At 70.2% G+C, this 23,549-nt stretch carries 26 protein-coding genes; 14 read left to right on the plus strand and 12 right to left on the minus strand.

Annotated features, from left to right (window positions below):
- Nucleotides 1-10 precede the first annotated feature (10 nt).
- Together JJ691_RS19415 and JJ691_RS19420 are read right to left on the minus strand one after the other, a co-directional pair.
- A complete protein-coding gene (locus JJ691_RS19415; RefSeq protein ID WP_211770159.1) occupies nt 11-1,843 on the minus strand; it encodes a beta-galactosidase in 1,833 nt (610 codons plus the stop codon).
- A 105-nt stretch (nt 1,844-1,948) separates the two neighbouring features.
- The gene (locus JJ691_RS19420) at nt 1,949-2,110 is read right to left on the minus strand and encodes a hypothetical protein (protein WP_211770160.1); all 162 of its coding nucleotides are present in this window, start codon (nt 2,108-2,110) and stop codon (nt 1,949-1,951) included.
- A gap of 25 nt (nt 2,111-2,135) precedes the next feature.
- On the opposite strand from JJ691_RS19420, the gene JJ691_RS19425 reads away from it, so the two are divergent.
- Together JJ691_RS19425 and JJ691_RS19430 are read left to right on the plus strand one after the other, a co-directional pair.
- Nucleotides 2,136-2,645 carry a CGNR zinc finger domain-containing protein gene (locus tag JJ691_RS19425; RefSeq protein ID WP_211770161.1) on the plus strand — a complete coding sequence of 170 codons (510 nt, stop codon included), beginning with the start codon at nt 2,136-2,138 and terminating at the stop codon, nt 2,643-2,645.
- A gap of 107 nt (nt 2,646-2,752) precedes the next feature.
- Nucleotides 2,753-3,385 carry a DUF4232 domain-containing protein gene (locus JJ691_RS19430; protein ID WP_211770162.1) on the plus strand — a complete coding sequence of 211 codons (633 nt, stop codon included), beginning with the start codon at nt 2,753-2,755 and terminating at the stop codon, nt 3,383-3,385.
- A 122-nt stretch (nt 3,386-3,507) separates the two neighbouring features.
- On the opposite strand, the gene JJ691_RS19435 is transcribed toward JJ691_RS19430, so the two are convergent.
- Complete coding sequence (locus JJ691_RS19435) at nt 3,508-4,569, minus strand: chitosanase (RefSeq protein WP_211770163.1); 1,062 nt, start codon at nt 4,567-4,569, stop codon at nt 3,508-3,510.
- Between the two features lie 279 nt (nt 4,570-4,848).
- Between JJ691_RS19435 and JJ691_RS19440 the strand changes: the two genes are divergently transcribed.
- Nucleotides 4,849-6,024: a glycoside hydrolase family 88/105 protein gene (locus JJ691_RS19440; RefSeq protein ID WP_211770164.1), complete on the plus strand. Its 1,176-nt coding sequence runs from the start codon at nt 4,849-4,851 to the stop codon at nt 6,022-6,024.
- 148 nt (nt 6,025-6,172) lie between these two features.
- On the opposite strand, the gene JJ691_RS19445 is transcribed toward JJ691_RS19440, so the two are convergent.
- Both JJ691_RS19445 and JJ691_RS19450 read right to left on the minus strand, forming a co-directional pair.
- Nucleotides 6,173-6,568 carry a hypothetical protein gene (locus tag JJ691_RS19445; protein WP_211770165.1) on the minus strand — a complete coding sequence of 132 codons (396 nt, stop codon included), beginning with the start codon at nt 6,566-6,568 and terminating at the stop codon, nt 6,173-6,175.
- Nucleotides 6,517-7,836 carry an MFS transporter gene (locus tag JJ691_RS19450; protein WP_211770166.1) on the minus strand — a complete coding sequence of 440 codons (1,320 nt, stop codon included), beginning with the start codon at nt 7,834-7,836 and terminating at the stop codon, nt 6,517-6,519. Before JJ691_RS19450 ends, JJ691_RS19445 begins: the two co-directional genes overlap by 52 nt.
- 66 nt (nt 7,837-7,902) lie before the next feature.
- Here JJ691_RS19450 and JJ691_RS19455 point away from each other — a divergent pair, with 66 nt between their 5' ends.
- Nucleotides 7,903-8,097, plus strand: coding sequence for a hypothetical protein (locus JJ691_RS19455; protein WP_211770167.1), 195 nt, complete (start codon nt 7,903-7,905; stop codon nt 8,095-8,097).
- Nucleotides 8,098-8,104: 7 nt separating this feature from the next.
- On the opposite strand, the gene asnB is transcribed toward JJ691_RS19455, so the two are convergent.
- On the minus strand, nt 8,105-9,934 hold the full coding sequence (asnB, locus tag JJ691_RS19460) for an asparagine synthase (glutamine-hydrolyzing) (protein WP_211770168.1): 1,830 nt from the start codon (nt 9,932-9,934) through the stop codon (nt 8,105-8,107).
- A 12-nt stretch (nt 9,935-9,946) separates the two neighbouring features.
- Nucleotides 9,947-10,393 (minus strand): MarR family winged helix-turn-helix transcriptional regulator, encoded by a 447-nt coding sequence (locus JJ691_RS19465; protein WP_249228037.1) that lies wholly within the window; start codon nt 10,391-10,393, stop codon nt 9,947-9,949.
- Nucleotides 10,394-10,498: 105 nt separating this feature from the next.
- Between JJ691_RS19465 and JJ691_RS19470 the strand changes: the two genes are divergently transcribed.
- The 5 genes from JJ691_RS19470 to JJ691_RS19490 all read left to right on the plus strand — a co-directional run bounded on the left by JJ691_RS19470 (nt 10,499) and on the right by JJ691_RS19490 (nt 15,003).
- Nucleotides 10,499-11,056, plus strand: a complete 558-nt coding sequence (locus JJ691_RS19470) for a nucleotidyltransferase family protein (RefSeq protein ID WP_211770169.1) — start codon at nt 10,499-10,501, stop codon at nt 11,054-11,056.
- Nucleotides 11,053-12,069: a WD40/YVTN/BNR-like repeat-containing protein gene (locus JJ691_RS19475; RefSeq protein ID WP_211770170.1), complete on the plus strand. Its 1,017-nt coding sequence runs from the start codon at nt 11,053-11,055 to the stop codon at nt 12,067-12,069. Before JJ691_RS19470 ends, JJ691_RS19475 begins: the two co-directional genes overlap by 4 nt.
- A gap of 60 nt (nt 12,070-12,129) precedes the next feature.
- Nucleotides 12,130-12,462, plus strand: coding sequence for an ArsR/SmtB family transcription factor (locus tag JJ691_RS19480; protein WP_211771579.1), 333 nt, complete (start codon nt 12,130-12,132; stop codon nt 12,460-12,462).
- A 139-nt stretch (nt 12,463-12,601) separates the two neighbouring features.
- Nucleotides 12,602-13,324 (plus strand): sugar isomerase domain-containing protein, encoded by a 723-nt coding sequence (locus tag JJ691_RS19485; RefSeq protein WP_211770171.1) that lies wholly within the window; start codon nt 12,602-12,604, stop codon nt 13,322-13,324.
- Between the two features lie 101 nt (nt 13,325-13,425).
- Entirely contained in the window at nt 13,426-15,003 is a 1,578-nt protein-coding gene (locus tag JJ691_RS19490) for a penicillin-binding transpeptidase domain-containing protein (RefSeq protein ID WP_211770172.1), read from the plus strand.
- A 58-nt stretch (nt 15,004-15,061) separates the two neighbouring features.
- Here JJ691_RS19490 and JJ691_RS19495 read toward each other — a convergent pair whose 3' ends face one another.
- Both JJ691_RS19495 and JJ691_RS19500 read right to left on the minus strand, forming a co-directional pair.
- A complete protein-coding gene (locus tag JJ691_RS19495; protein ID WP_025357225.1) occupies nt 15,062-15,271 on the minus strand; it encodes a helix-turn-helix domain-containing protein in 210 nt (69 codons plus the stop codon).
- 200 nt (nt 15,272-15,471) lie between these two features.
- Nucleotides 15,472-17,100 (minus strand): ABC-F family ATP-binding cassette domain-containing protein, encoded by a 1,629-nt coding sequence (locus JJ691_RS19500; protein ID WP_211770173.1) that lies wholly within the window; start codon nt 17,098-17,100, stop codon nt 15,472-15,474.
- A 347-nt stretch (nt 17,101-17,447) separates the two neighbouring features.
- Here JJ691_RS19500 and JJ691_RS19505 point away from each other — a divergent pair, with 347 nt between their 5' ends.
- Complete coding sequence (locus JJ691_RS19505) at nt 17,448-18,437, plus strand: hypothetical protein (protein WP_211770174.1); 990 nt, start codon at nt 17,448-17,450, stop codon at nt 18,435-18,437.
- On the opposite strand, the gene JJ691_RS19510 is transcribed toward JJ691_RS19505, so the two are convergent.
- Together JJ691_RS19510 and JJ691_RS19515 are read right to left on the minus strand one after the other, a co-directional pair.
- Entirely contained in the window at nt 18,434-19,255 is an 822-nt protein-coding gene (locus JJ691_RS19510) for an LLM class flavin-dependent oxidoreductase (protein ID WP_211770175.1), read from the minus strand. The two genes, JJ691_RS19505 and JJ691_RS19510, sit on opposite strands and share 4 nt — an antisense overlap.
- A 9-nt stretch (nt 19,256-19,264) precedes the next feature.
- Complete coding sequence (locus tag JJ691_RS19515) at nt 19,265-19,996, minus strand: alpha/beta fold hydrolase (RefSeq protein WP_211770176.1); 732 nt, start codon at nt 19,994-19,996, stop codon at nt 19,265-19,267.
- Between the two features lie 48 nt (nt 19,997-20,044).
- Between JJ691_RS19515 and JJ691_RS19520 the strand changes: the two genes are divergently transcribed.
- From JJ691_RS19520 to JJ691_RS19535, 4 genes are all read left to right on the plus strand, one after another.
- A complete protein-coding gene (locus JJ691_RS19520; RefSeq protein ID WP_211770177.1) occupies nt 20,045-21,310 on the plus strand; it encodes a cytochrome P450 in 1,266 nt (421 codons plus the stop codon).
- Between the two features lie 80 nt (nt 21,311-21,390).
- Nucleotides 21,391-21,759 (plus strand): PASTA domain-containing protein, encoded by a 369-nt coding sequence (locus tag JJ691_RS19525; RefSeq protein ID WP_211770178.1) that lies wholly within the window; start codon nt 21,391-21,393, stop codon nt 21,757-21,759.
- A complete protein-coding gene (locus tag JJ691_RS19530; RefSeq protein ID WP_211770179.1) occupies nt 21,750-21,950 on the plus strand; it encodes a hypothetical protein in 201 nt (66 codons plus the stop codon). The genes JJ691_RS19525 and JJ691_RS19530 overlap by 10 nt, the downstream gene beginning before the upstream one ends.
- A 27-nt stretch (nt 21,951-21,977) precedes the next feature.
- Nucleotides 21,978-22,727, plus strand: coding sequence for a maleylpyruvate isomerase N-terminal domain-containing protein (locus JJ691_RS19535; RefSeq protein WP_211770180.1), 750 nt, complete (start codon nt 21,978-21,980; stop codon nt 22,725-22,727).
- Between the two features lie 84 nt (nt 22,728-22,811).
- On the opposite strand, the gene JJ691_RS19540 is transcribed toward JJ691_RS19535, so the two are convergent.
- Complete coding sequence (locus JJ691_RS19540) at nt 22,812-23,375, minus strand: hypothetical protein (protein ID WP_249228038.1); 564 nt, start codon at nt 23,373-23,375, stop codon at nt 22,812-22,814.
- Between the last annotated feature and the right edge of the window lie 174 nt (nt 23,376-23,549).

Genomic DNA, 23,549 nt, shown 5'->3' on the forward strand with positions numbered 1-23,549 from the left:
GGGTGCCGCGTCAGTTCAGGGTTCGGGCGAAGCTGATCGGTCGCGGCGTGGTCTGGTGCAGGTCGAACACCAGGATCTCGTTGGCGCCGGGCCGCAGCCACGACACCGGGCAGTACAGCCGGTGCTGCGGGCCGATTTCCCAGTAGCGGCCCAGGTTGTGGCCGTTCACCCAGACCACGCCCTTGGTCCAGCCGGACAGGTCCAGGTAGGTGTCGCCGACCCGGTCCAGCGTGACCGTGGCCCGGAAGAACAGCCCGGGCCTTGTCGGATCGGTGACGGTCGGCTTGAGTGCGCTGACGTTGTCCAGCGGCAGCGGGAAGATCCGCCAGCCGGTGAGCGGCTTTCCTTGCAGGGAGGCGGATTCCAGGATGCCCTTGCGATCCACGATGGCCTGACCGTAGTTGGTCCGGCCCATACCCTCGACCAGGATGTCCAACGTGGTCCCGGAGGTGGTCAGGGTCAGCGGCGCGTTGTTGTTGGTGACGTTGAGCTTGCGCGCCTCGGCGTCCGGGATGAGCGGGCGGGACAGGCCGCCCTGGTAGTGGCCGTCGACAAAAACGGTGGCGTAGTCGTGCACCCACCGGATGTCGAGCGAGCCCGCGCCGGCGATCGTCGTGCGGTACAGGGCGAATCCGTAGTTCTGGCCCAGCATCTCGAACGGCTGGGGGTCTGTCGAGGTGACGGCGCTCGGCAGGTTGTCCCACAGCGAGGCGTGCACGGCCGGCGTCACCGGCGCGGGCACGATGGTCGGCTTCGGGTCGGGGATCGGCGGCGGCGTGGTCTTGAGGTAGCCGGCGATCAGGTCTCGATAGGCGTGGTACTGCGGGGTCGCCACGCCCTGCTCGGTGATCGGCGCGGCGTAGTCGTAGCTGGTGATGTCGGGTTGGTAGGCGCCGGACAGGTTGTTGGCGTTGGCCCCGGCGTAGAAGCCGAAGCTGGTGCCGCCGTGCGCCATGTACAGGTTGAACGACAGGCCGCCGGCCATGAACGCCTTGAGGTCGGCGGAGATGTCCGACGGCCCGGCGAAGTTCTCGCCCCAGTGGGTCAGCCAGCCCGGATACACCTCGCCGGCCATCGCCGGCACGCCCGGGAACGCCTTGCGCGCGGCGGCGATCGATTGCGCGTCGCCACCGCTGAGCGCGATCGCCCCGCCGGTGACGTTGCTGTGGTTCTGCTCCACCTGGCCCAGGCCGTCCTCGGTGTAGAACGGGCCGTCGACGCCCTGATCGAGCCACAGCTGGCGGAGTTGTGCCAGGTAGGCGGGATCGCTGCCGTAGGAGCCGTACTCGTTCTCGATCTGGACCATCAGGATCGGGCCGCCGAGCTCGCTCAGCAGCGGCTTGATCCGCGGTGCCAGCTCGCCGATGTATCGCCCGACGGCGGCCATGTACCGCGCGTCGTCGTGCACCCGCAGCCGGATGTCCTTCGTGGCCAGCAGATACGGCGGGATGCCGCCGAGATCCCACTCGCCGCAGACGTAGGGGCCGGGGCGCAGCAGCACCCACATGCCCTCGGCCTGGCAGAGCCGGATGAACGCCTCGACGTCACGGCGTTCGCTCCGCCAGTCGAACACCCCCGGCTTCGACTCCACGTAGTTCCACATCACGTAGATCGAGATCGTGTTCAGCCCCATCGCCTTGGCCATGAGGATGCGGTGCCGCCAGTGCTCGACCGGGATGCGCGCCGGGTGCATCTCGCCGCTGCGGATCTGGAACGGCCGGCCGTCGAGCAGGAAGCCGCTGCCGTCGGCGGCGAAGCCGAAGCGGTGTCTTCGCGACGGCATGCTCACGGCCAGCGGGGCCAGTCCGCTGATGGCGAGGAACCGTCGCCGGCCTATCTCCATCGGTGCCTCCCACCGGGTAGTCGCCGCGAACGGACGCTACGGTGGGCACTGGCTGCGTGTCCATGCGTCGAAAGTAGGTAAACCGCGCAGTTTTGCGCAGTCGGCTCAGTCGGCCCTGGTCGCGCCGACGATGACCCCGTCGACCCGGGCCAGCCAGCTGCCGCACAGGCAGCGCAGGTACTCGACGCCGCCGCGGCCCCGGTGGCGGGCCTCCGGCGGCAGTTCGGCCACCGGCCATGAGCAGCGGGGACAGGCCTCGTCGGTCATGAACCCAGCGTGCTGTAATGCTTCAGTGCACTTCAACCCTTACGGCGGCTCCGGGGCCCAGGTGGCCGCCGCGCTGGTGAACCTGGCCGGGCCGGAGGCCGTGCTGGCCACGCTCCGTGACCACGGCATGGCGGTCACCGCCGTCACCGCCGACGAGGCCGCCGCGATCCTGGCCTGGCGCGAGCGCCTGCGGGCGGTGTTCGCCGAGTCCGATGTGGACGTCCGAGTCGATCAGCTGAACCGCCTGCTGGCCGACTCGGCCAGCGCGCCCACCATCTCCCGCCACGACGGCCGGCCGCCGCACCTGCACTACCATGTGGCCGGCGGGTCCATTGTGGATCGGGTCCGGGCCTACACCGCCGGCGGCCTGGCCCATCTCGTGTGCGAGGACTCCGACCGGGCCGGCGTCTGCGACCGGGACGGCTGCGCCATCGCCTTCGTCGACACCTCGCGCAACGGCCGCCGCCGGTTCTGCTCGACCCGTTGCGCCACCAGGGTTCACGTCGCCGACCACCGCCAGCGCCGCACTGGATGACGTCCATCGCCCGATGAGGTTGCTTTCGAGTGATCAACATCATTTCGAGGCTTACTTGGCCGCTCCATGGGCATCCTTCCCCACAAGATCCACGGAAGGGACGAACCATGAAGAAGGCGACTGTCGCGATGGCCATCGGTGTGGTGGCCGCGGGCGGACTCCTCGGCGCCTGCGGGACCGCGACCCCCAGCAACACCGCCGCGGCCGGCACCTCCAGCACCACCCACTCCGCCACCCCGGTCGCCAAGACCAGCGCCAACGCCGCCGGTTCCAGCTCCGGCTCCAGCGATTCCCGTTGCGCCACCGGCGACCTCTCCGTCACCCTGGGCGCGCCGAAGAAGCACGACGACGGCTCGGGTCAGTTCGAGGTGCCCGTGGTCTTCAAGAACACCTCGTCGCACTCCTGCGACCTGTACGGCGTTCCCGACGTCTCCCTGCTCGGCCCGGACGACCCCAACGGGTCCACGTACCAGCTCGTCACCACCGACAACGGCGCCCCTCGCAACCAGGTCGGCCCCGGCGAGACCGCCACGGCGAGCATCACCGTCCTCGAACCCTCCGGCGACTCCGTCGGCAGCCTCGGCTCCAAGAGCTGGCTGCCCACCAAGGCCAAGATCACCCCGCCGACCCAGTCGCAGTCGATCACCGTGGACTGGACGCCCAAGATCCCCGTGCTGCGCCAGGACTCCGCCACCCACCCCGGCTCGTACGTCAACGGCATCCTCGCCGACCCGTCCTGACCCCTCCCCCAAGATCAAAGGACGAATCCTCACGTTCAACGCCAGGAAGGGCCCTTTCCTGACATCTGGCGTCAGGAAAGGGCCCTTCCTGACATTCCGGCATCGGCAAGGCCGGCGTCGGCCTAATCGCTCGGCGTGCGGATCGTCAGGTTGAAGTCCGCGCCGATCGTCAGCGGCGGGTTCAGGCTCCAACAGTTCTTGTCCGCCAACTGTTGCAGGGCCTGCACCCGGTCCACCGCCGCGCTCCACACCTTCTGCCGCCCGGGGGTGCACGGGTTGCGCAGGTGCTTGATCCGCACCTGGTTGAAGGAGGTCAGGAAGGCCTGCTCGCTGATGCCGGACACCGGCGTGCCGGAGGCCTCGATGACGGTCTCGGTGATCAGCTTGGGCAGGCCGTCGCAGTCGCTGCTGCTGGACCCCATCATCAGCGCGGTGTCGAACAGGTCCTCGACGCCGAGGTTGCTGCGGATGTTGAGCTGGTTGGCGATGGCCAGCGCCGGCGTCAGGAACAGCTCGTGGCCGACGCGGAGCTGGATCTCGTCGAACTTCCGGTCCCCGGCGGCGGTTCGCCAGTCGTTGACGAACGAGTCCCCGAGCGCGCTGGTGTCGTCGCTGTGCGTCTCGCCGAGCTTCTGCAGCGTCGGCAGGTAGCGGCGCAGCGGATTGTCCGGCACGTCGTCGGTGTACTGACTGACCACTGTGAACACGTCGCCGCGGGCGGTGCAGAAGCTGGCCCAGCCGGCCTTGAAGCCGCAGCCGTCGTGATCGTTGACCACGGTGGCGTACTGCGGGGTTGTCTTGCCCTGCTCGAAAACCGCCGTGATGTCGTCCAGCATCGTGACGACCGCCCCGGGCAGCGTCGGCCCGGCGGGCGGCTTGGCCGTGGTGGGCGGCTTGCTGCTGGTGCCGGCCTTTGTGGACGTTGTCGTGCCGGCCGGCGACGTGGTCGTGACCGGCGGGGATCCCGCCGGCGGCAACGCGATCACCGACGGCCCGGTCGGCGCCGGCGCCGACGCGGTCGTCCGGCTCGGACCGCCGACCCACAGCGTGGTGACGGCGATGCCCGCGCTGGTCACCAGCGCGAGCGCCACCGGGAGGGCGACCCGCAGCGGTAGGCGGCCGACCTCACGGTCCCAAAACCCCTTCGACCGGGGCTCCCCGGTCCGGCTGGGTCTCGACTCCACTCGCGTTCGCCCTGTGCTCGATCGGACTGCGCACACTTCCGGATTTACGCAGGTAGGCCGCCCGCGGTTCAACCGATCGGAGCCCTGCCCGCCCGTTCGGACTGGCCCGAACGCCGTAACACCTAATACATCGGATGACTTGCTGAATGTAACCGTATTCCAGACGAATACTACGACCATAGATCCGATGTCCAGCCTTGACGTGCCGGGCGTGACCGGGGTACTCGTTCAGAGCCAAGCCATGAGCCTTCCGCCGCGGGCTCCACCGAGAGGAGCACGATGCCCAGCCCGCGCACGCGGAGCGGCTGGATCCGACGGATCGGGATCGTCCTTGTCGCCTGCCTCGCCCCGATCCTGCCGGTCACGGCCACCGCCGACGCCCACCCCAAGCCGGTCACCGACTGGTCCAAGGCCGTCGTCGACTCGACCATGAAGCGCTTCACGCCGGCCACCCTCGGCAGCTGGGGCTACCAGACCGGGCTGTACCTCTACGGCCAGTACCTGGTGTACAAGCGGACCCACGACAAGACGTACCTGGACTACATCAAGGCCTGGGTGGACCGCTTCGTCGACACAGGAGGCAAGGTCAGCAACAGCTTCAGCAGCCTGGACTCGATGCAGTCCGGCAACCTGCTCGTGCTGCTGTACCAGGAGACCAAGGATCCCCGGTACCAGAAGGCCGCCGCCCAGATCCGGACCCGCCTGGACACCTACCCCCGCACCACCGACGGCGGCTTCTGGCACGCCACCAGCCGTGAGCACCAGCTGTGGCTCGACGGCACCTACATGGTGCTGCCCTTCCTGGAGCGCTACGGCGCGACGTTCAACGACTCCGCCTACGCCAACGCCGAGGCCGCCAAGCAGCTCGTGACCTACGGCAGCCACCTGGCCGACCCGTCCGGCTTCTTCTTCCACGCCTACGACGAGTCCGGCACCCAGACCTGGGCCGACCCGACCACGCACCACTCCCCCGAGTTCTGGTGCCGCTCCATCGGCTGGTACGCCATGGCCAGCGTCGACGTGCTCGACTACACGCCGCGGTCCGACCCCAACCGGGCCAAGATCGTGACCAACGTCCAGAACCTGGCCAAGGCCATCCGCAAGTACCAGGACCCCAAGACCGGCCGCTGGTTCCAGGTGCCCGAGAAGCCCACCCTGGCCGGCAACTGGACCGAGACCTCCTGCTCGGCGATGTTCACCTACACCCTGTCCAAGGCCGTGCAGAAGGGCTACATCGACCACAGCTACCAGTCCGTGGCCGCCCGTGGCTACCGCGGCGTGCTGGCCCAGGTCTCCGTCGGCACCGACGGCCTGACCAACATCGCCGACATCTGCATCGGCACCAACGTCGGCGACACCGCCTTCTACCTCGCGCGTCCCAAGGCCACCAACGACCCCCACGGCCTCGGCGCCTTCCTCATCATGAACGAACAGATACGCAGCGCCGGTCTCTAAACCACCTGCGCGATAAGGCTTTTCCCGTGGAGGACCGCCGATCCGGCGGTCCTCCTTCGGCATACCGCGGCCCGTTTCTCATCCGGAGTCAGCGTCGCCGACGACGTTCGACCTGAGCTCGTAATCGGAACTTGCCCACCGGACTCCCCTATTCGTTGATCCCGGCCAGCGCGTCGAGCAGGGCTTCGATCGCGGCGGCGGTCGCGTCCAGGGGAACGGGGACGATCTCGTCGGGGTTCTCCTCGATCATCGCCACCGCCGGCGTGCCGGGCGGGAGTAGGCCGAGAAACCACTCGATTGTGTCGGCCCAGTCCGCGGCAGAGCCGTCACGGAGGATCAGCGTGCCACCCGCGAAGTAGCTGCTGATGCTGAGCAGCCCGTCCACCGTGACCTGGAAATCGATGTAGTCGGTGTTGGAGACGGCGGCATGCCGGTGAAAGGTCCGCACGCCCGGCAAGCGTTGCCGCAACTGCTGTTCGACGTCGTCCAGGCTCAGTGGCCAGGTGGTGCCGGGTGGGGCCGCGATGAAGATCGTGCCCTGCATGAGGTCTCCGTTCGGTACGTCGCGTCAGGGGCAGCCGGCGTGCTGGCCTGTGGTGTCGGGGTGCGCTGAGGGTCGGCGGCGTGGTGGGGCAGGCGGCGGACGGCGGGTGAGGCCAGCGGGGCCAGCGCCGCGGCGGCGGCGAGGAGGCCGGCGAAGAGAGCCAAGTGGAAGCCGCCGAGGAGGGAAGACAAAGGGCCGACGAGGAGCTGACCGATGGGAATGGCTATGTACGACAACAGGTCGTCGAAGGAGGAGACCCGGGACAGGGACTGGGTGGGCACGTGCTCCTGTAGGGAGGTGTCCCAGGCGATGCCCAGCGCGGAGAAGCCGAGACCGCCGATGAAGGCGGCAGCCATCAGCCACGGGGCGTGCAGGTGCAGGCCGAGGGTGATGAGGGGCAGTGTGCTGAGGACGCCGATGAGCAGGCCGAAGCGGAGGAGGCGGCGGACGACGAGGCGGTACATGACCACGCCCATCAGGAGCAGGCCGATACCACGGACGCTGAGCACGAAGCCCCAGGTCTGGATGTCGCTGAGCTGACGGGTGAGCTCCGGGCCGAGGATCTGCCAGGTGCCGGTCAGCACCAGGTTGACGAGGCAGAAGGCGACGGTGACGGGCCACAGCCACGGCGTGGTGCGGAACTGGGTCCAGCCGTCGTGGATGTCCCGCAGCACGTTCTTGCGGCCAGAGACGTGGCCGGACAGGGGAAGCCGGGACAGGCAGACGGCGGCGACCAGGAAGCTGGCGGCGTCGGCGGCGATGGCGGGGCCGCTGCCGACGGCCACGACCAGCAGACCGGACACGCTGGGCCCGAAGACCTTGGTCGCGTTGCGGACGGTGCCCAGCAGCGAGTTGGCTTGCCGCAGCTGGGTTTTCTCCACCAGCTCGGGCAGCACGCCGCGAAGGGTGGGCGTGGTGAACGCGGTGAGCACGCCGTTGAGCAGCTCCAGCACGGAGACCAGGGCCAGCGAGTAGTGCCCGGTCAACAGGACCGCAGCCACCGCGCCCTGGGTCAGCGCCGAGCCGATGTTGCTCAGCACGAGGACGGTCCGCCGGGAGAAACGGTCCGCGGTCGCGCCGCCGATGAGCAGGAACACCAGCAGCGGAACCATCCGCGCCACCAGCACGACGCCGAGCTGGGTGGTGCTGTTCGAGGCGTCGAGCACGGCGAACGTGAGCGCCACCGGGGCCATCGAACCACCCAGCAGCGACACGGTCTGGCCGGTGATGAACCAGCGGAAGGCGGGCCGCTTGAGAGGAGAGCTCACTCCGACCAGTCTGCGGATCATGCCGGGAGCACGCATCCGGTTTTCCGCTGACGGCCCTGGGCCGGGATGCCCGCGACTCCCCTCGCCCTTCTGGCCCTGGCCACCGCTGTTCATGACGCCGGCGGCCCGGACCGCGCCCGTGCGCACTGGTCCCGTGCCGACGAGGTGCTCGCGAAGACGGAGATCACCGACACCGCCTCGGTGCGGGCCCAACTCGCCCGGCTCGACCAGGTCATGGGACAGGACGGGCCGAGCGCGTGACCGACCATCAGATCAGCAGGTCCACCCGATGTGTGGACAGCCAGGAGTTCAGGCCGAGCACCCGTTCCACGCCGGCCCGGCCGGCGGCCAGCGAGCGGCCCTGGTCGGCGGTGCGGAGCAGCATGTCCTTGGCCTTGGGGACGTCGAGCAGGCGGCGCACGGGGGCTTCGCGGTCGGCGAGCACATCGCCCAGCGCATCGCGCAGGGCCTGTCCGTAGCTGGGGTCCTGGGTCCGCGGGTAAGGGCTCTTGCGGCGCTGGGCGATCGACTCCGGCAGCACGTCCTTGGTCGCGGCCCGCAGCAGGCTCTTCTCCCGGCCGTCGAAGGTCTTCATGGCCCACGGCGTGTTGAACACGTACTGCACGAGGCGGTGGTCGCAGAACGGCACGCGTACCTCGAGGCCGCTGGCCATGCTCATCCGGTCCTTGCGGTCCAGCAGGATCGGCAGGAACCGGGTCAGGTACAGGTAGCAGATCTCCCGCATCCGGCGCTCGTGCCCGGTGACGCCGTCCAGGTGCGGAACTTCGGCCAGGGCGGCCCGGTAGGAGTCGGCCCGGAAGGCCGGCATGTCCAGCGCGGCCAGGAAGTCCTCGGCCAGGATGGACCGGCCGGCGGCGGCGCGGCCCAGGCCGGCGAGCCACGGGAAGGTGTCGGCGGAGACGACGTCGGGGTCGTGGAACTGCCGGTAGCCGCCGAAGACCTCGTCGGCGGACTCGCCCGACAGGGCCACCGTCGAGCGGGCCCGGATGGCCCGGAACAGCAGGTACAGCGAGGTGTGGCCGTCGCCGGCGTGCGCCGGGTCGTCGCTGGCCCGCAGCACCGCGGCGCGGGCGGCCGGGTCCATCAGGTCGGCCGTGGACAGCACGATGTCGGTGTGGTCGGCCTGCACGAACTCGGCCAGCTCGTGCACGTAGGGCGCATCCGGGGTGTCGGAGCCGCGGTGCGGGTCGGGCGTGAAGTTCTCGGTGTAGCCGGCGAAATCGACCGCGAACGAGCGGACCGGGACGTCGAGTGCGCGGGCCGCGAGGGCGGTGATGGCCGACGAGTCGAGCCCGCCGGACAGCAGCGTGCACAGCGGGACGTCGGAGATGAGCTGGCGGCGCACGATGTCCTCGAGCAGGCCGCGGACCGTGGTGATCGTGGTGTCCAGGTCGTCGGTGTGCTCCTGGGCCGTCAGCTGCCAGTAGCGGCGTTTGACGATGCCGCGGCGGTCGACCCGGACCAGTTGGCCGGGACGCACCTCGCTCATGCCGCGGTAGATCGAGCGCTCCGGGGTCTTGGCGAAGCCGAACAGCTCGCGCAGGCCGTCGATGTCGACCTCGGTCCGCACGTCCGGGTGGGCCAGGATCGCCTTGGGCTCGGAGGCGAACAGCACCCCGTGCGGCATCGGGAAGTAGAACAGCGGCTTGATGCCCATCCGGTCGCGGACCAGCAGCAGCTGTCGCGTGCGCCGGTCCCAGATCGCGAAGGCGTACATGCCGTTGAGCCGGTCGACGAAGCTCTCGCCCCATTCGAGGTAGGCCCGCAGCACCACCTCGGTGTCGCTGTCGGTGGTGAAGGCGTGGCCGGCGCCCTCCAGCTGGGCACGCAGCTCGCGGTAGTTGTAGACCTCGCCGCTGTAGGTCATCACGGCCAGGTCGCCGACGGCCATCGGCTGCCGGCCGCCCTCGATGTCGATGATCGAGAGCCGCCGGTGGGCGAGCACCGCGTGCTGGTCGGTCCACGTGCCGTGGGCGTCCGGCCCGCGGCACGCCATGGTGTCGGCCATCGCCCGGCCGACCGGGGCCTGCCCGGCCAGGTCGCGTTCGAAGTCCACCCAGCCTGAGATTCCGCACATGGCGGCGCCTCCTCAGTCGTGTTCGCCCGGGTCCGCGTCGGCGAGCCGGTCCAGCAGACCGGCCGCCAGCCGCACCATCCGAGCCTCGGTTTCGGTGAGTTCGGCGAGGGCGGCGGTCAGCCAGGCGTCCCGCTGCCCGGCGTCGGCGACCAGCGCGGCCCGGCCGGCCTCGGTCAGGTCGAGCACGGATTCCCGGCCGTCGCGCTCGCTGGGCCGGCGGGTGATCAGACCCTCCCGCGCCAGCTCGGCGAACACCCTGGTCAGCGACTGCGGTCGCTGCCACGCGGCCAGCGTGATCTCGCCGGGCGTGCTCGGTCCGCCGCGGTACAGGTGACTGAGCACGACGAGCTTGTTCAGGCTCAGCGAGTCCGGCGACCGCTCCGCGCGCAGCCGCTGGCTCAGCCGGGCCATCGCTCGCCTGGTCTCGGTGGCGATTTCCGCCAGCTCCCCGTCGTCCACAACTAGTAACTTATCACTTACTAACCAATCAACGTCAAGGCCGTTTCATCGGCTCTTTTAGTAAGTGATGCGTAGTAAGTCGGCGGCGTCACTAGGCTCCGGAGGATGACGAGCGTGGCGGGGCTGGTGTTGGCGGCCGGCGAGGGGCGGCGGTACGGGATGCCGAAGGCGCTGGTGCCGTACCACGGCCGGCTGTTCGTGGAGTCGACAGTGGACCGGCTGCGGGCGGCCGGGTGCGCACGGATCGTCGTGGTGGCAGGGGCGGCCGCGGACCAGGTCCGGGCGGCGGACCTCGGGGACGCCGATGTAGTCGAGAACCCGGACTGGCCGACAGGCATGGGGTCGTCGCTCCGGCGGGGAATCGAGGCCCTGCAAGAAGAACTAGCGGTCGCGGTGATGACGGTGGACCTGCCGGGCGTGACGACGGCGGCGATCGCCAGGGTGATCGCCCTCGCGGACCCGGAAGTCCTTGCGGCGGCGACGTATCACGGCAAGCGGGGGCACCCGGTGCTGATCGGGCGCGAGCACTGGCAAGGGGTGCACGAGCTCGCGCAGGGCGATGCCGGGGCACGGGCCTACCTCCGGCGGCATGACGTCACGGAGATCGCCTGTGAGGATGTGGCGGACGGGCAGGACGTGGACCGGCCGGAGGATCTTCCATGAGGTGGATGACGGGAATCGTGGCGGCGCTGCTGGCAGTGGCCGTGGCGGCGCCGGCGCAGGCAGCGCCGGGGCTGACGTGGCAGCTGCACGCGACTGGAAGCGACGCCCGGTTGCGGGGGCTGTCGGCGGTGAGCCCGCTGGTGGCCTGGGCCAGCGGCAGCGGCGGCACGGTCCTGCGCACGACCGACGGCGGCCGGACCTGGGCCCAGATGGCGCCGCAGGGCACGCAAAGCCTGGATTTCCGGGACATCGAGGCGTTCGACGCGCAGCACGCAGTGGCGCTGTCAATCGGCACGGGCGACAGCTCCCGGGTCTACCGCACCGAGGACGGCGGCAAGTCGTGGCGGCAGACGCAGACCAACAATGACCCGAACGCCTTCTACGACTGCATGGCGTTCTTCGACCAGCGGCACGGCCTGATCGTCGGCGACCCGGTGAACGGCAAGTTCGAGGTGCTGGCCACCGATGACGGCGGCCGCAGCTGGCAGGTCCTGCCGAGCGACGGAATGCCCGCGGCGCAGCCGGGTGAGGCGGGATTCGCGGCCAGCGGCCAATGTGTGGCCACCAGCGGCTCGAGGGACGCGTGGATCGGCAGCGGCGGCGGCGCGCAGTCCCGGATCTACCACTCGACCGACCGCGGCCGCACCTGGCACGAGACGACCACTCCCCTGCCCAGCAGCCAGTCCTCGGGCGTGTTCGCGGTGGCCTTCCGCGACCGCGAGCACGGCGTCGCGGTGGGCGGCGACTACTCGGCGCCGACCACGGGAGCCGCGGCCACGAGCCAGAACCAGGGCAGGACCTGGCAGCCGGCTGCCATCACCGGCTACCGGTCGGGCGCGGCCTGGCTGGGCGCGGCGGTGATCGCGGTCGGCCCCACCGGCAGCGACCTCAGCGTGGACGGCGGCCGGCACTGGCGGCCGTTCGACAGCGGCAGCTTCGACACCGTGGACTGCCCGAACACCTGCTGGGCCGCAGGCGAGCACGGCCAGATCGCCACACTCAGCATCGACTGATTCGCTCGCAAGCTCGCTCATGCCTTGACAAGCATATAGCCGGTGACGTACTCCAATCCGGTGGCCACGACCTTCGAAGTGCTCGCCGAGCCGAGCCGACGCCGGATCCTCGACCTGCTGCGGGCCGAGGAGCGCTCCGTCGGCCAGCTCGTCGACCAGCTGGAGCTGAGCCAGCCCGCGGTGTCCAAGCACCTGCGGGTGCTGCGCGAGGCCGGCCTGGTGACGGTGCGGGTGGACGCCCAGCGCCGCTGCTACCGGCTGCGCCTGGATCCGCTGCGCGAGCTGGACGACTGGCTCGCGCCCTACCGCGAGCTGTGGGCGGGCCGCCTGGACGCGCTCGAACAACACCTGGACCGGATGGCCGGCGAGGAGCAGAGTGGTGTGGACCATTAACGCGAGGTCGCGCCGGTCTCTGGAGCCGCGGCCCGGGAAAATCGCATCTTTCCAGCGATTTTCCCGGGCAAGGCGAAGAGACCGGCTTAGAGCGACCTCGCCCCGCCCGGTACGGGCGGCATGAACACAGAGGAAGCGAATGACCGAGGACTACGGTTCGAGCCTGCGCGAGGAGCTGGGCCGGATCGAGCGGCACAACGCCGACACGCTGAACAAGGTGGCGGACGCGCTGCTGGCCGGCATCTCCCAGGACGGCGTGGTGCTCACCGCGGGCGCGGGCCACTCGCTGGCGGCGGTCGCCGAGACCTTCTACCGCGCGGGCGGCCTGGCCTGCGTGCGCCCGCTCTACCACCCCACGCTGCTGCCGATGCACGGCGCGGTGTCCAGCACGACGGCCGAGCGCCGGTCGGGCCTGGCCGCGGAGGTGCTGGACGGCGTCGAGCTGGGCGAGCACGACGTGCTGGTGATCTTCTCCACCTCGGGCGTCAACCCGTACCCGGTGGAGCTGGCCCGGCAGGGCAAGGCGGCCGGCACGCCGGTGGTGGCGTTCACCTCGGTGGCCACCAGTTCGGTGGCGCCGAAGCGGGCCGGCAGCACGCTGGCCGAGGAGGCCACCTTCGTGCTGGACAACCTGGTCATTCCGGGTGATTCGGCCTACCCGGCGGAGTCTCCGGTGACGGCGCCGAGTTCGTCGCTGGCCAACGCCTTCCTGTGGAACCTGCTGCTGGTGCGGCTGCTGGACCGGGCCAAGGCCGCCGGCTTCGACCTGCCGCTGTGGCGCAGCGCCAACGTGGAGGGCGGGGACGCGGCCAACAAGGCGCTGCTGGCCAAGTACACACCTCGGATCGACGTTCTGGCGTGACGGAACCGACACCGCGCGTGAGTAGGAATACCCAGGAAAGGAAGTCACGCAGGGGTTAGCGTCCGTGCGAGCACGTGACGCGCAAGGGGGGACTCAACTTCATGCAGTCGAAGACCAGATGGTGGATCCTGGGCACGGGTGGCACCGCGGTGGTGGCGGTCGTCTCCGTCGCCGCCTACCTGCTGCTCGCGCCGGGGCCGCCGTCCAAATACGTCACCAGTTCGCCGGCGAACCAGCCACAACCGTTGACCGCCAACGATGTCGCCCGCGACTACGTGCAGTCCTTCAGCACGCTGGACGTGGCGGCCGCGGCGGCGCTGACCGACAACCCGACCGCGGCGACGGCAGCGCTCACCACCGTGTACAAGAACATGAGTGGTGCTCGACTATCCGCCAGTCTCACCTCCGACGGCGTGACGGTGGATGTGGACTGGCGGGCCACCAAGGTCGACGCGGTCTACCAGGTGCCGCTGAAAATGGTGCAGAGCAACGGAAAGTGGCTCGTGCACTGGTCGGACGCGGTGATCGAGCCGGAGCTGACGCCGGGCCAGTCGCTGGCCTTCCACACCACGCCCGGCGGTTCCACGCTGACCGACCGCGACGGCAAGCCGCTGGCCCTGGACGCCGTGCCGAAGTCGGTGAAAGCCGGTGTGCAGCAAGCGATCGGCGGCGACTTACAGGCCGTGGACGGTCAGGCGATCGCCATTGTGGACTCCGCCGGCAAGGACGTGAAGACGCTCGAGAACTTCGACGGGGCCAAGAAGGCGGCCTACGCGCTGACCATCGACGCCGGCACCCAGGACGCGGCTCAGAAGGCGGTGGACGGCTTCACCGGCGCGGCCACACTGGTCGCGATACAGGCCTCCACCGGCGAGATCCTTGCCGTGGCAACGAACACGCTGTTCGACAACGGCGGCCAGAGCCCGCTCACCGGCACCTTCCCGCCGGGCTCCACGTTCAAGATCGTGACGGCCACCGCCGGCCTGGAGCACGGCCTGTCCGAGAAGTCCACTGTGTCCTGTCCGAACACGGTCCACATCGGACCGCGCACGATTCCCAACGAGGGCACGCTTCAGCTCGGCGCCGCACCGGACTACAACACCGCGCTGCACTCGGCGTTCGCGGCCTCGTGCAACACCACGTTCGCCCAGATCGCGGCGAACCTGGGCGCGGATGATCTGCCCACCGCCGCCAAGCAACTCGGCCTCGGGGTGGACTTCGATATTCCGGGCGTCACGACCAACACCGGGCGCGTGGACTCCGCACCCGACCAGGTGGACCGCGCCGTCGACGGCTTCGGCCAGGGCACCGACCTGACCAGCCCGTTCGGCATGGCGGTGGTCGCCGCCACCGTCCACAACGGACAGGTGCCGACGCCGGTGCTGATCAGGGGCCAGCAGACCACCGCGAACGGCAAGACCGCGCCCCCGTCGGCGAGCGTGCTCGCCCAGGTGCGCGACATGATGCGCGAGGTGTGCACCACCGGCACCGCCCGCGGCCTGGCCTCGCTGCCCAACACGTTCGGCAAGACCGGCACGGCCGAGGTCGACACCGGCGCCGCGCACGGTTGGTTCGTCGGCTACCGCGGCGACGTCGCCTTCGCGGTGCTGCTGCCGCACGCGAACACGTCCGGCCCCGCGGTCGACGTGGCCGGCACGTTCCTGCGCGCGATCGGCTGATCCCCACTGATCACCCGGACGGCCTAGGGGAATCGGGTCGTCCGGGTGATGCCCCGCCCTACTTCTTCTTGGTCCTCGTGGCACCGCCCCGGCCCCGAAGCTGCACGCCGGACTCGGACAACACCCGGTGCACGAAGCCGTAGGAACGCCCCGTCGACTCCGCGAGCGCGCGGATGCTGGCGCCCTTCTCGTACTTCTTCTTCAGGTCAGCGGCCAGCTTGTCCCGCGTGGGCCCCGTGATCCGGGCGCCCTTCTTCAGGTCAGCCACCTTGTCCCGCCTTCCGTGGGAGTGCAGGTCGGGCCGCTCGCGGCCCCTGTCGTCGCAATGATCGAACACGACGGGCCCGAACGCCAGGCGATCAAGCAAAATCATCGCTCGGTGATCGTTGAGTTACCTCTGGCTGATCACCGGTGTGAGTGAAGTGATCACTGTGGCCATTGTGGCAGATCAGCGCCCCGACCAGCGGATCATGCCAACTCGATGAGCTCCAGGTAGTCATCCGACCAGTGGTCCTCGGTGCCGTCCGGCAACAGGATCACCCGCTCGGGTTCCAAGGCCTGCACGGCGCCCGGGTCGTGGGTCACGAGCACGACCGCGCCCTCGAAGCGCCGCAACGCGTCCAGGACCTGCTCCCGACTGGCCGGATCCAGGTTGTTGGTTGGCTCATCCAACAGAAGCACATTGGCCGCGCTGGACACCAGACCCGCCAGGGCAAGTCGGGTCTTCTCGCCGCCGGACAGCGTGCCGGCCGGCTGGTCCAGCTGCTCGCCGCTGAACAGGAACGTGCCCAGCAGCGAGCGCAGCTGCTGCTCCTGCACGTCCGGCGCGGCGTGCCGGATGTTGGCCCAGACCGAGGCGTCGTGGTCGAGGGTCTCGTGCTCCTGGGCGTAGTAGCCGATCCGCAGACCGTGCCCGGGCACCAGGCCGCCGGCGTCCGGCTTCTCCATGCCACCCAGCAACCGCAGCAGCGTGGTCTTGCCGGCGCCGTTCAGCCCGAGCACCACGACCTTGCTGCCCCGGTCGATCGCCAGGTCGACGCCGGTGAAGATCTCCAGCGAGCCGTAGGACTTGCTCAGCCCCTCGGCCACCAGCGGGGTCTTGCCGCACGGGGCCGGCTGCGGGAAGCGGATCCGGGCGACCTTGTCGGCGACCCGCTGATCCTCCAAACCGGACAGCAGCTTCTCGGCCCGCTTGGCCATGTTCTGCGCGGCCACCGCCTTGGTCGCCTTGGCCCGCATCTTGTCTGCCTGGGCCATCAGCGCGGACGCCTTCTTCTCGGCGTTGGCCCGCTCGCGGCGGCGGCGCTTCTCGTCGGCGGCCCGGGCCTCCAGGTACTTGGACCAGCCCATGTTGTAGATGTCGACCTCGCCGCGGGTGGCGTCGAGGAACCAGACCTTGTTCACCACGTCGGCCAGCAGCTCGACGTCGTGGCTGATCACGACCAGGCCGCCGGTGTGCTGCTTGAGGAAGGACCGCAGCCAGGAGATGGAGTCGGCGTCCAGGTGGTTGGTCGGCTCGTCGAGCAGCAGCGTGGTGCCGGCCTTGCCGCCGACGCCGGACTCCGAGGCGCCGAACAGGATCCGGGCCAGCTCGACCCGGCGGCGCTGGCCGCCGGACAGCGTGCGCAGCGGCTGGGCCAGCACACGGTCGGCCAGGGCCAGGTTGGCGCAGATGCGGGCCGCTTCGCTCTCGGCCGCGTACCCGCCGAGGGCGCCGAAGCGCTCCTCCAGCCGGCCGTACTTGCGGACCGCGTTGTCCAGCGCGTCCTGGTCCACCAGCTCGGCCATGGTGGTCTGCGCCTTCTCCATCTCGCGCAGCAACTGGTCCAGGCCGCGGGCCGACAGCACCCGGTCCTTGGCCGTGACCGACAGGTCGCCCTCGCGGGGATCCTGTGGCAGGTAACCGAGTTCGCCGCTGCGGCGGACCTCGCCGGCGTACGGCTGGCCCTCGCCGGCCAGCACCCGCAGCGAGGTGGTCTTGCCGGCGCCGTTGCGGCCGACCAGGCCGATGCGGTCGCCCGGCTGCACGCGCAGCGTGGCGTCGGAGAGCAGGATGCGCGAACCTGCGCGCAGTTCAAGGTCGGTGACGGTGATCAAGACATACTCCGGTGCGGATCGACTGGGCAGGACTCGTCCGCCCACCGGCCACGGCCGGCGGGCCCGGCGGCCGCCTAGCAGATCAACTTGATCACGCATCGAGTTTACGTGCTGACGCGAACCGTTTTCGCCCCACCCCTCCGGTTGTGACTCGACACACAGTTACGACCCGTCAAATGTGAATGTATTGACTACTCCGATCGGGTCATGCCTACACTCCGACGGCGTAAACCGCTTGCGTGATCAACAACTGTTCGTGATCTTCCGCCGCATTGATCTCTTTCCGGGGTAAGCGCTTTCCCTGTGGGCTGCCGCGCGCCCGGAATCCGACCGGTGAGGGGAATTCCTTGCGCCGTAAGCACAAGTGGCTGCCGTTGGCCGCCGCTGCCCTGCTGCTGACCGTCCTGACGCCGACCGCCGGCGCCGCACCCGCCGGGCCTTTGGAAGCCGGTGGCTCCAACTACGACTTCTACAACCTGAGCGGCGGCTGCGACCGCGAGCCGTACGGGGTGATCGACAGCTTCAACGACGGCCGCGACACCATCACGGCCCAGCTGCACCAGATGTACGACGCCGGCCAGCGCCGGCTCCGGATCGGCATCTTCCACCAGCACGGCCCCGACTCCGGCACCGTGATGGACTCCAGCTCCGGCGACCTCTCCCCTGTCGATCGCCAGCAGCTGGTCGACCTGCTCGCGGCGGTGAAGGCCGCCGGCTTCGAGGAGATCGACGTCGTCTTCATGCCGTTGGGGGCCGACGACCCGCATTCCTGGTCCTCGATGAACGAGTCGGCCTACCAGGAGGACTGGGGCGTGATCTCGCGGCTGCACCCGCTGATCGCCGCCGCCGGCATCCCGTACCGCATCGACCTGCTCAACGAGGGCATGCCGATGTCCAACCAGCCGGCGCTGCGCGCGTACACGCAGCGGCTGTGGGCCGACTACACCGCCGCCTTCGGCAGCGCCGACACCGTCGGCTTCTCCATGACGGTGTGGATCGCCGACCGGGTCACCCAGATGTCCGCCGTCTACGGCTCCAACCCGCCCAGCGTGTTCGAGCTGCACCTGTACGGCGACGACTGGAACGGCGACGAGTACCAGCAGTTCGTCGACGCCGACCAGAAGATGACCTCGCTCGGCTACCACCAGCCGTGGATCATCGGCGAGACCTACTTCGACGACGGCACCGCCGCCGACAACATCCACCGGGCCATCGCCGACACCGGCCGCACCGTGCAGTACCTCACCCAGTGGCCGCTGACCCGGGCCCAGAAGTGCGCCGACGTGGACCAGGCCCCGCCGGTGCCCTTCGACGCCTACCGCTCCGCCGGCTTCTAGGGCACCAGCGGGCGGACCTGTTCGGCGACGAAACGGACGAAGCCGACCGGGTCGGGCTCGTCGCCGGTGGGCTGGACGACCACGGTGTCGGCGCCGGCGGCGGCGAGTTCCCGGACGGCGGCGGCGACCGTCTCGGCGTCGCCGGCGACGCCGACGTCCGGACTGGTGCGGCGCAGGCGTTCGAGGGCGTCGGGGCCGGTGGCGGCGTGCAGGGCGGCGATGATCTCCTGCTGGTCGCCGACGAGCTCCCGGATCCGGCGCACGCTGTCGGCGGACTCGTCGGCGACGGTCAGCGTGCCGTCGGCCGATTCTCCGGTCAGCCGAAGGGTCTTCGGCCCGACGCCGCCGGCGTACACCTTCACCGGCGTCAACGGCGGCCAATCCAGGCGCACGCGATCCAGCTTCACGTAGGTGCCGTCGACGCTGACCTCCTCGCCGCGCAGCAACGCACGCAGCGCGTCCAGGTACTCCCGCAGCAGCGTGAGCGGCGATGACACCCGCGCGCCGACCTGGCCCATCCAGCTCTGCACGCCGTGGCCGACGCCGACGATCACCCGCTCGGGGAACAGCCGGTGCAGCGTGGCCAGCTCCATGCCGGTCAGGGCGACGTTGCGCAGCGGGACCGGCAGCAGACCGATGCCGACCCGCACCCGCGACGTCCACGCCAGGGCGGCAGCGGCGGTGGCGATGCCGCTCTCGGAGAAGCAGTCCTCCCACACCCACAACTGGTCGAGCCCGGTAGCGTCGGCGGTCTCCGCCATCGAGCGCAGGACCTCGGGCGGGAACTGGGGCCGGAACACGGTGCCGAGAGCGGTCATAGAACCTTCCTACCAGCCGCCGGTGCGGCTGATCACTTCCAATAGCGTGCCCGGGTCCTCCACGTGCAGGTTGTGGCCGAGCCCGGGCAGCACCTCGACGTGCTCGGCCAGGGCGCGCACCTGCTCGGGGGCGCTCATCGGGTCGTTCTCGCCGGTCACCATCAGCACCGGGCACCGAGCGGCGGCCAGCAGGCCACGCATGTCGGGCCGGCCGACGGCGAACGTCTGCGGGTCCAGCGCCAGCCGCCAGCCGTCGCCGGTGGCGGCGAGGCCGTCGGGGTCGGCCGGCATCAGGCCGCCGAGGCCGGAGACCTTCAGGTAGCGCTGCGCCGCCTCTTCCTTGCTGCCGAACACCTTCACCGGCCGCTGCGCCATCGCCGCCGCCCCGGCGAGCTCGTCGTCGGTCCACTCCACCTTCACGCCGACCGCGACCGCGCGCCGCACTTCGACGCCGAACCACCCGCTGGCCAGGGCGATCGCCAGCACGCCGCCGAGCGAGTGACCGATCACCGTGACCGGCTCGCCGGCCGGCAGGTGCTCGGCCACCGCACCGGCCATGCCGCCGAAGGAGTACCGCTTGAGCCGGCCCGACCGACCGTGGCCGGGCAGGTCGGGGGCGACCCAGCGGCGGTCCAGCCGCTCGGTGAAGCCGTCCCACACCGCGCCGGTCGCACCCAGCCCGTGCAGCAGCAGCACGGCCGGTCCGCCGGCTCCGCCTGTTCGCACCCTCAGCGTGTCCACCGGCCGGATCATTCCCCACCACGGGCCCGGCGGGCTAGCGTCGTGGCCGTGGACGCCGCCGTGATCACCAATCCCGACACCTATGTCCGGGCCGTGCCGCACGATGTTCTCGACGAGCTGCGCCGCGAGGCGGCCGTGGTCCGGGTGGACGATTTCTGGGCCGTGCTCCGCCATGCCGAGGTACGGCAGGTGATGCGTCATCCGCAGCTGTTCTCGTCGAATCTGGGCGGCACGCAGATCCGGGACCCGGCCACACCGGCCGATCTGCGGTACGTGCGGCGAATGATGCTCAACATGGATCCGCCCGACCATCCCCGGCTGCGGGGCCTGCTGGCACGGGCGTTCACGCCGCGGGCGGTGGCCCGGCTGGTGGATCGGATCACCGGCTGGGCGGACGATCTGGTTGCCGCCGTCGCTGATCGGCGTGCGGCGGATCTGGCCAAGCAGCTGGCCGATCTGCCGCTGCTGACCCTGGCCGAGGTGTTCGGCGTGCCGGAACAGGACCGGCGGCTGCTGTTCGACTGGAGCAGCCGGGTGATCGGCTTCCAGGACGCCGAGTACGCCGCGATCGACACCGTCGACACCGAAGGCGTGACCGACATGGCCCGGGCGGCGCTGGCGTTACGGCCCGAACCCGGTGTGAACGGCCAGATGCCCGATCCCCGCACCCGCGAGGGCATGCCCGACCTCTACGCGTACGCGACGGCGCTGGGCGAGCACAAGCGGGCCCAGCCCGGCGAGGACGTGATGAGCGACCTCATGCGGCACGTCGACGACGACGGCGGGCGGGTGTCGATCGAGGAGTTCGAGAACCTGTTCTGGCTCTTCGCGGTGGCCGGCAACGAGACGCTGCGCAACGGCATCCCCGGCGGGCTGATCGCGCTGATGAGCCATCCCGACCAGTACCGGCGGCTGCTGGCCGACCGGTCGCTGCTGCCGACCGCGATCGACGAGATCCTGCGGTGGTGGACGCCGGTGATGCACATCCGCCGCACCGCGACCGCCGACACCACACTGTCCGATGTGGACATTCGCGCCGGGGACAAGGTGGTGGTGTGGTTCTCCGCGGCCAACCGGGACGAGCGCGTGTTCGCCGACCCGCACCGGTTCGACGTCGGCCGCTCCCCCAACGACCACCTGACGTTCGGTCACGGCCCGCACTTCTGCCTCGGCGCGCAGCTGGCCCGCGCGCAGATGACCGCCGTGTTCACGGCTGTGCTGGACCGATTGGGTGAGGTGCGGCCGGCCGGCGACCCGGTGCGACTGCGGTCGAACTTCCAGAACGGCGTCAAGAGCCTGCCCGTGACGTGGTGATCTCACCCGATCGTGTGTTCCGCTGACGGGCGATCACCGACACGATCGAAGGCGAGAGCCTAACTGGGGAGGCTGTTGTCGTGTTGAAGCTCGCTTTGGGCGTGACGTTAGCCGCGGTCGCCACCAGCTGCGCGCCGAGCCAGCTGGGATCCACGCCCGGCGCCACGCCGGCTCCGGGGCACACCACCACCACGGCGCGACCCGTGGAGCACTGGACGATGCCCAACCTGGTCGGCTCGGGCCTGCAGGACGCGCAGGACGCCATCCAGAAGCTGACCGGCAACGTCGTGTTCTTCACCAGCTCGCACGACGTCAGCGGCCAGGGCCGGCACCAGATCCTGGACCGCAACTGGAAGGTGTGCGACCAGAACATCGCCGCCGGGCAGCAGATCCAGGTCGGCGTGAAGATCGACTTCGGGGTGGTCAAGACAACGGAGAAGTGCCCCTGAGCAGTCGCCTCGCCGCCAGCGGCGTCGTCGCGAACACCCGCATCCCGGCCCGGCTGTGGGCGGCCGTCATCCGCCCCCAGATCGCCGCGGCCGCGACCAGACAGCCGAAGTCGATCAACGCCACGATCATCCCCCACATCCGCGCGAACCGTAGTGTCGAGGACCGCGGGCGGGCTCCGACCTTGGGGTGACGACGCCGATGTGAGGAGACGTGACCGATGGACTTCGAGCGCCAGCGCGCCGAGATCGTCACCCAGACCGAGCTGCTGGCCGCCGACGTGGCCGGGGCGGACCTGACCGCGCGGGTGCCTTCCTGCCCGGACTGGAGCCTGGGCGGGCTGCTGCGGCACCTCGGCGGGGCGCACGCCTGGATCGAGGAGATCGTGCGGACCCGGGCCGAGGGACCGGTGCCCGATCCGAGTCGCGACGTGAACGGCGACGACTCGGGCGAGCCGCCGGTGGAGTGGCTGCTGGACGGGGCGCGGCGGCTGGCGGCGTCGATCCGGGACGCCGGGCCGGACACCGTGGTGTGGACGCCGCTGGCCCCGATGCCGGTGTCGTTCTTCGCCCGCCGCATGGTGCACGAGACGCTGGTCCACCGGGCCGACGCGATGCTGGCCGCCGGCCAGCCCTTCACCGCCGAGCCGGAGGTCGTGGTGGACGCCGTCGACGAGTGGATGGAGCTCGACGCGCTGCCCCAGCACTTCGAGTTCAACCCGGCCAAGCGAGACCTGCTCGGCCGCGGTCGCACCCTGTCCTTCCGGGCCACCGACGCCGACGTCGCCTGGCAGGTCGACCTCACCGGCGACGCCATCGTGAACCAGCGTGGCCGCGCCGACGCCGCCGTCACCGTCGAGGCGCCGCTGACCGACCTGCTGCTGATCATCTACCGCCGCCGGGAGCCGACCGGCGTGACCGGCGACGCCGACCTGCTGGCCTTCTGGTCCAAGCACGTCACCTTCGGCTGACGCCACCCCCGCCTTTTTCGCCACCTGTGGTCCACATGTGGCGCTGGGAGTCGAATGTGGCGCACATGTGGCGTTTGGTGGGGGTTAGGGGGCGACGGCCACCCAGAGGGGGAGGGGGTGGCCGCTCTCCTTGGGGGTGAGCCGCTGCACGGCGGCGAAGCCGGCGGCGGTGAGGCCGGCGGTGACCTGGGCGCCGGTGATCACCTGATGGCGGGTGGAGACGGCCTGGATCAGCTCCCACTGGCTGCCGGAGCGGGCCAGCTGGAGGACTTCCAGGCCGTAGGACTGGCCGTCCTCGGCCCAGTCCCACAGCTGCACGGTGACCTGGCGCTGGTCGCCACGGCCGGAGACGCGCGGGGGCGGGGCGGTGGGGCGCAGGCGGCGCAGTTTGTCCAGCTCGGGCACGGCGGCGATGAACAGGCCGCCCGGTCGCAGCGCCAGGCGGGCCGCCGCCAGCGCCGCTTCGAGGCCGTTCTCATGGGCCAGCCGCGGCAGCAGGTCGTCGTTGGCGTGCACCACATCCAGCTGAACGGCCGGCATCTGGGTCAGCACGTCGAGCAGATCGGCGAACCGGTGGTCGCCGGGGCCCAGCACTGCGGTGGCCACGTCGGCGAACACGCGGTCGCCCGCGGGTCTCGGGGTGGTCACCGGCCAAGCCTACGGGGCCGCCCGCCGGGGGCTTGCCAGCGGTCCGACACTAAGATGAACCAACCCGGAAGCGTGACCGTCGAACCGGGTACGACTGGACACTTGGCGACTCCAAGTAATACTTTACGCCAATAGGAGTACACACAGCCTCCGTTCAGAGGTGCCATGGTCACG

The organism is Kutzneria sp. CA-103260 (assembly GCF_018263855.1).
Classification (GTDB): Bacteria; Actinomycetota; Actinomycetes; order Mycobacteriales; family Pseudonocardiaceae; genus Kutzneria.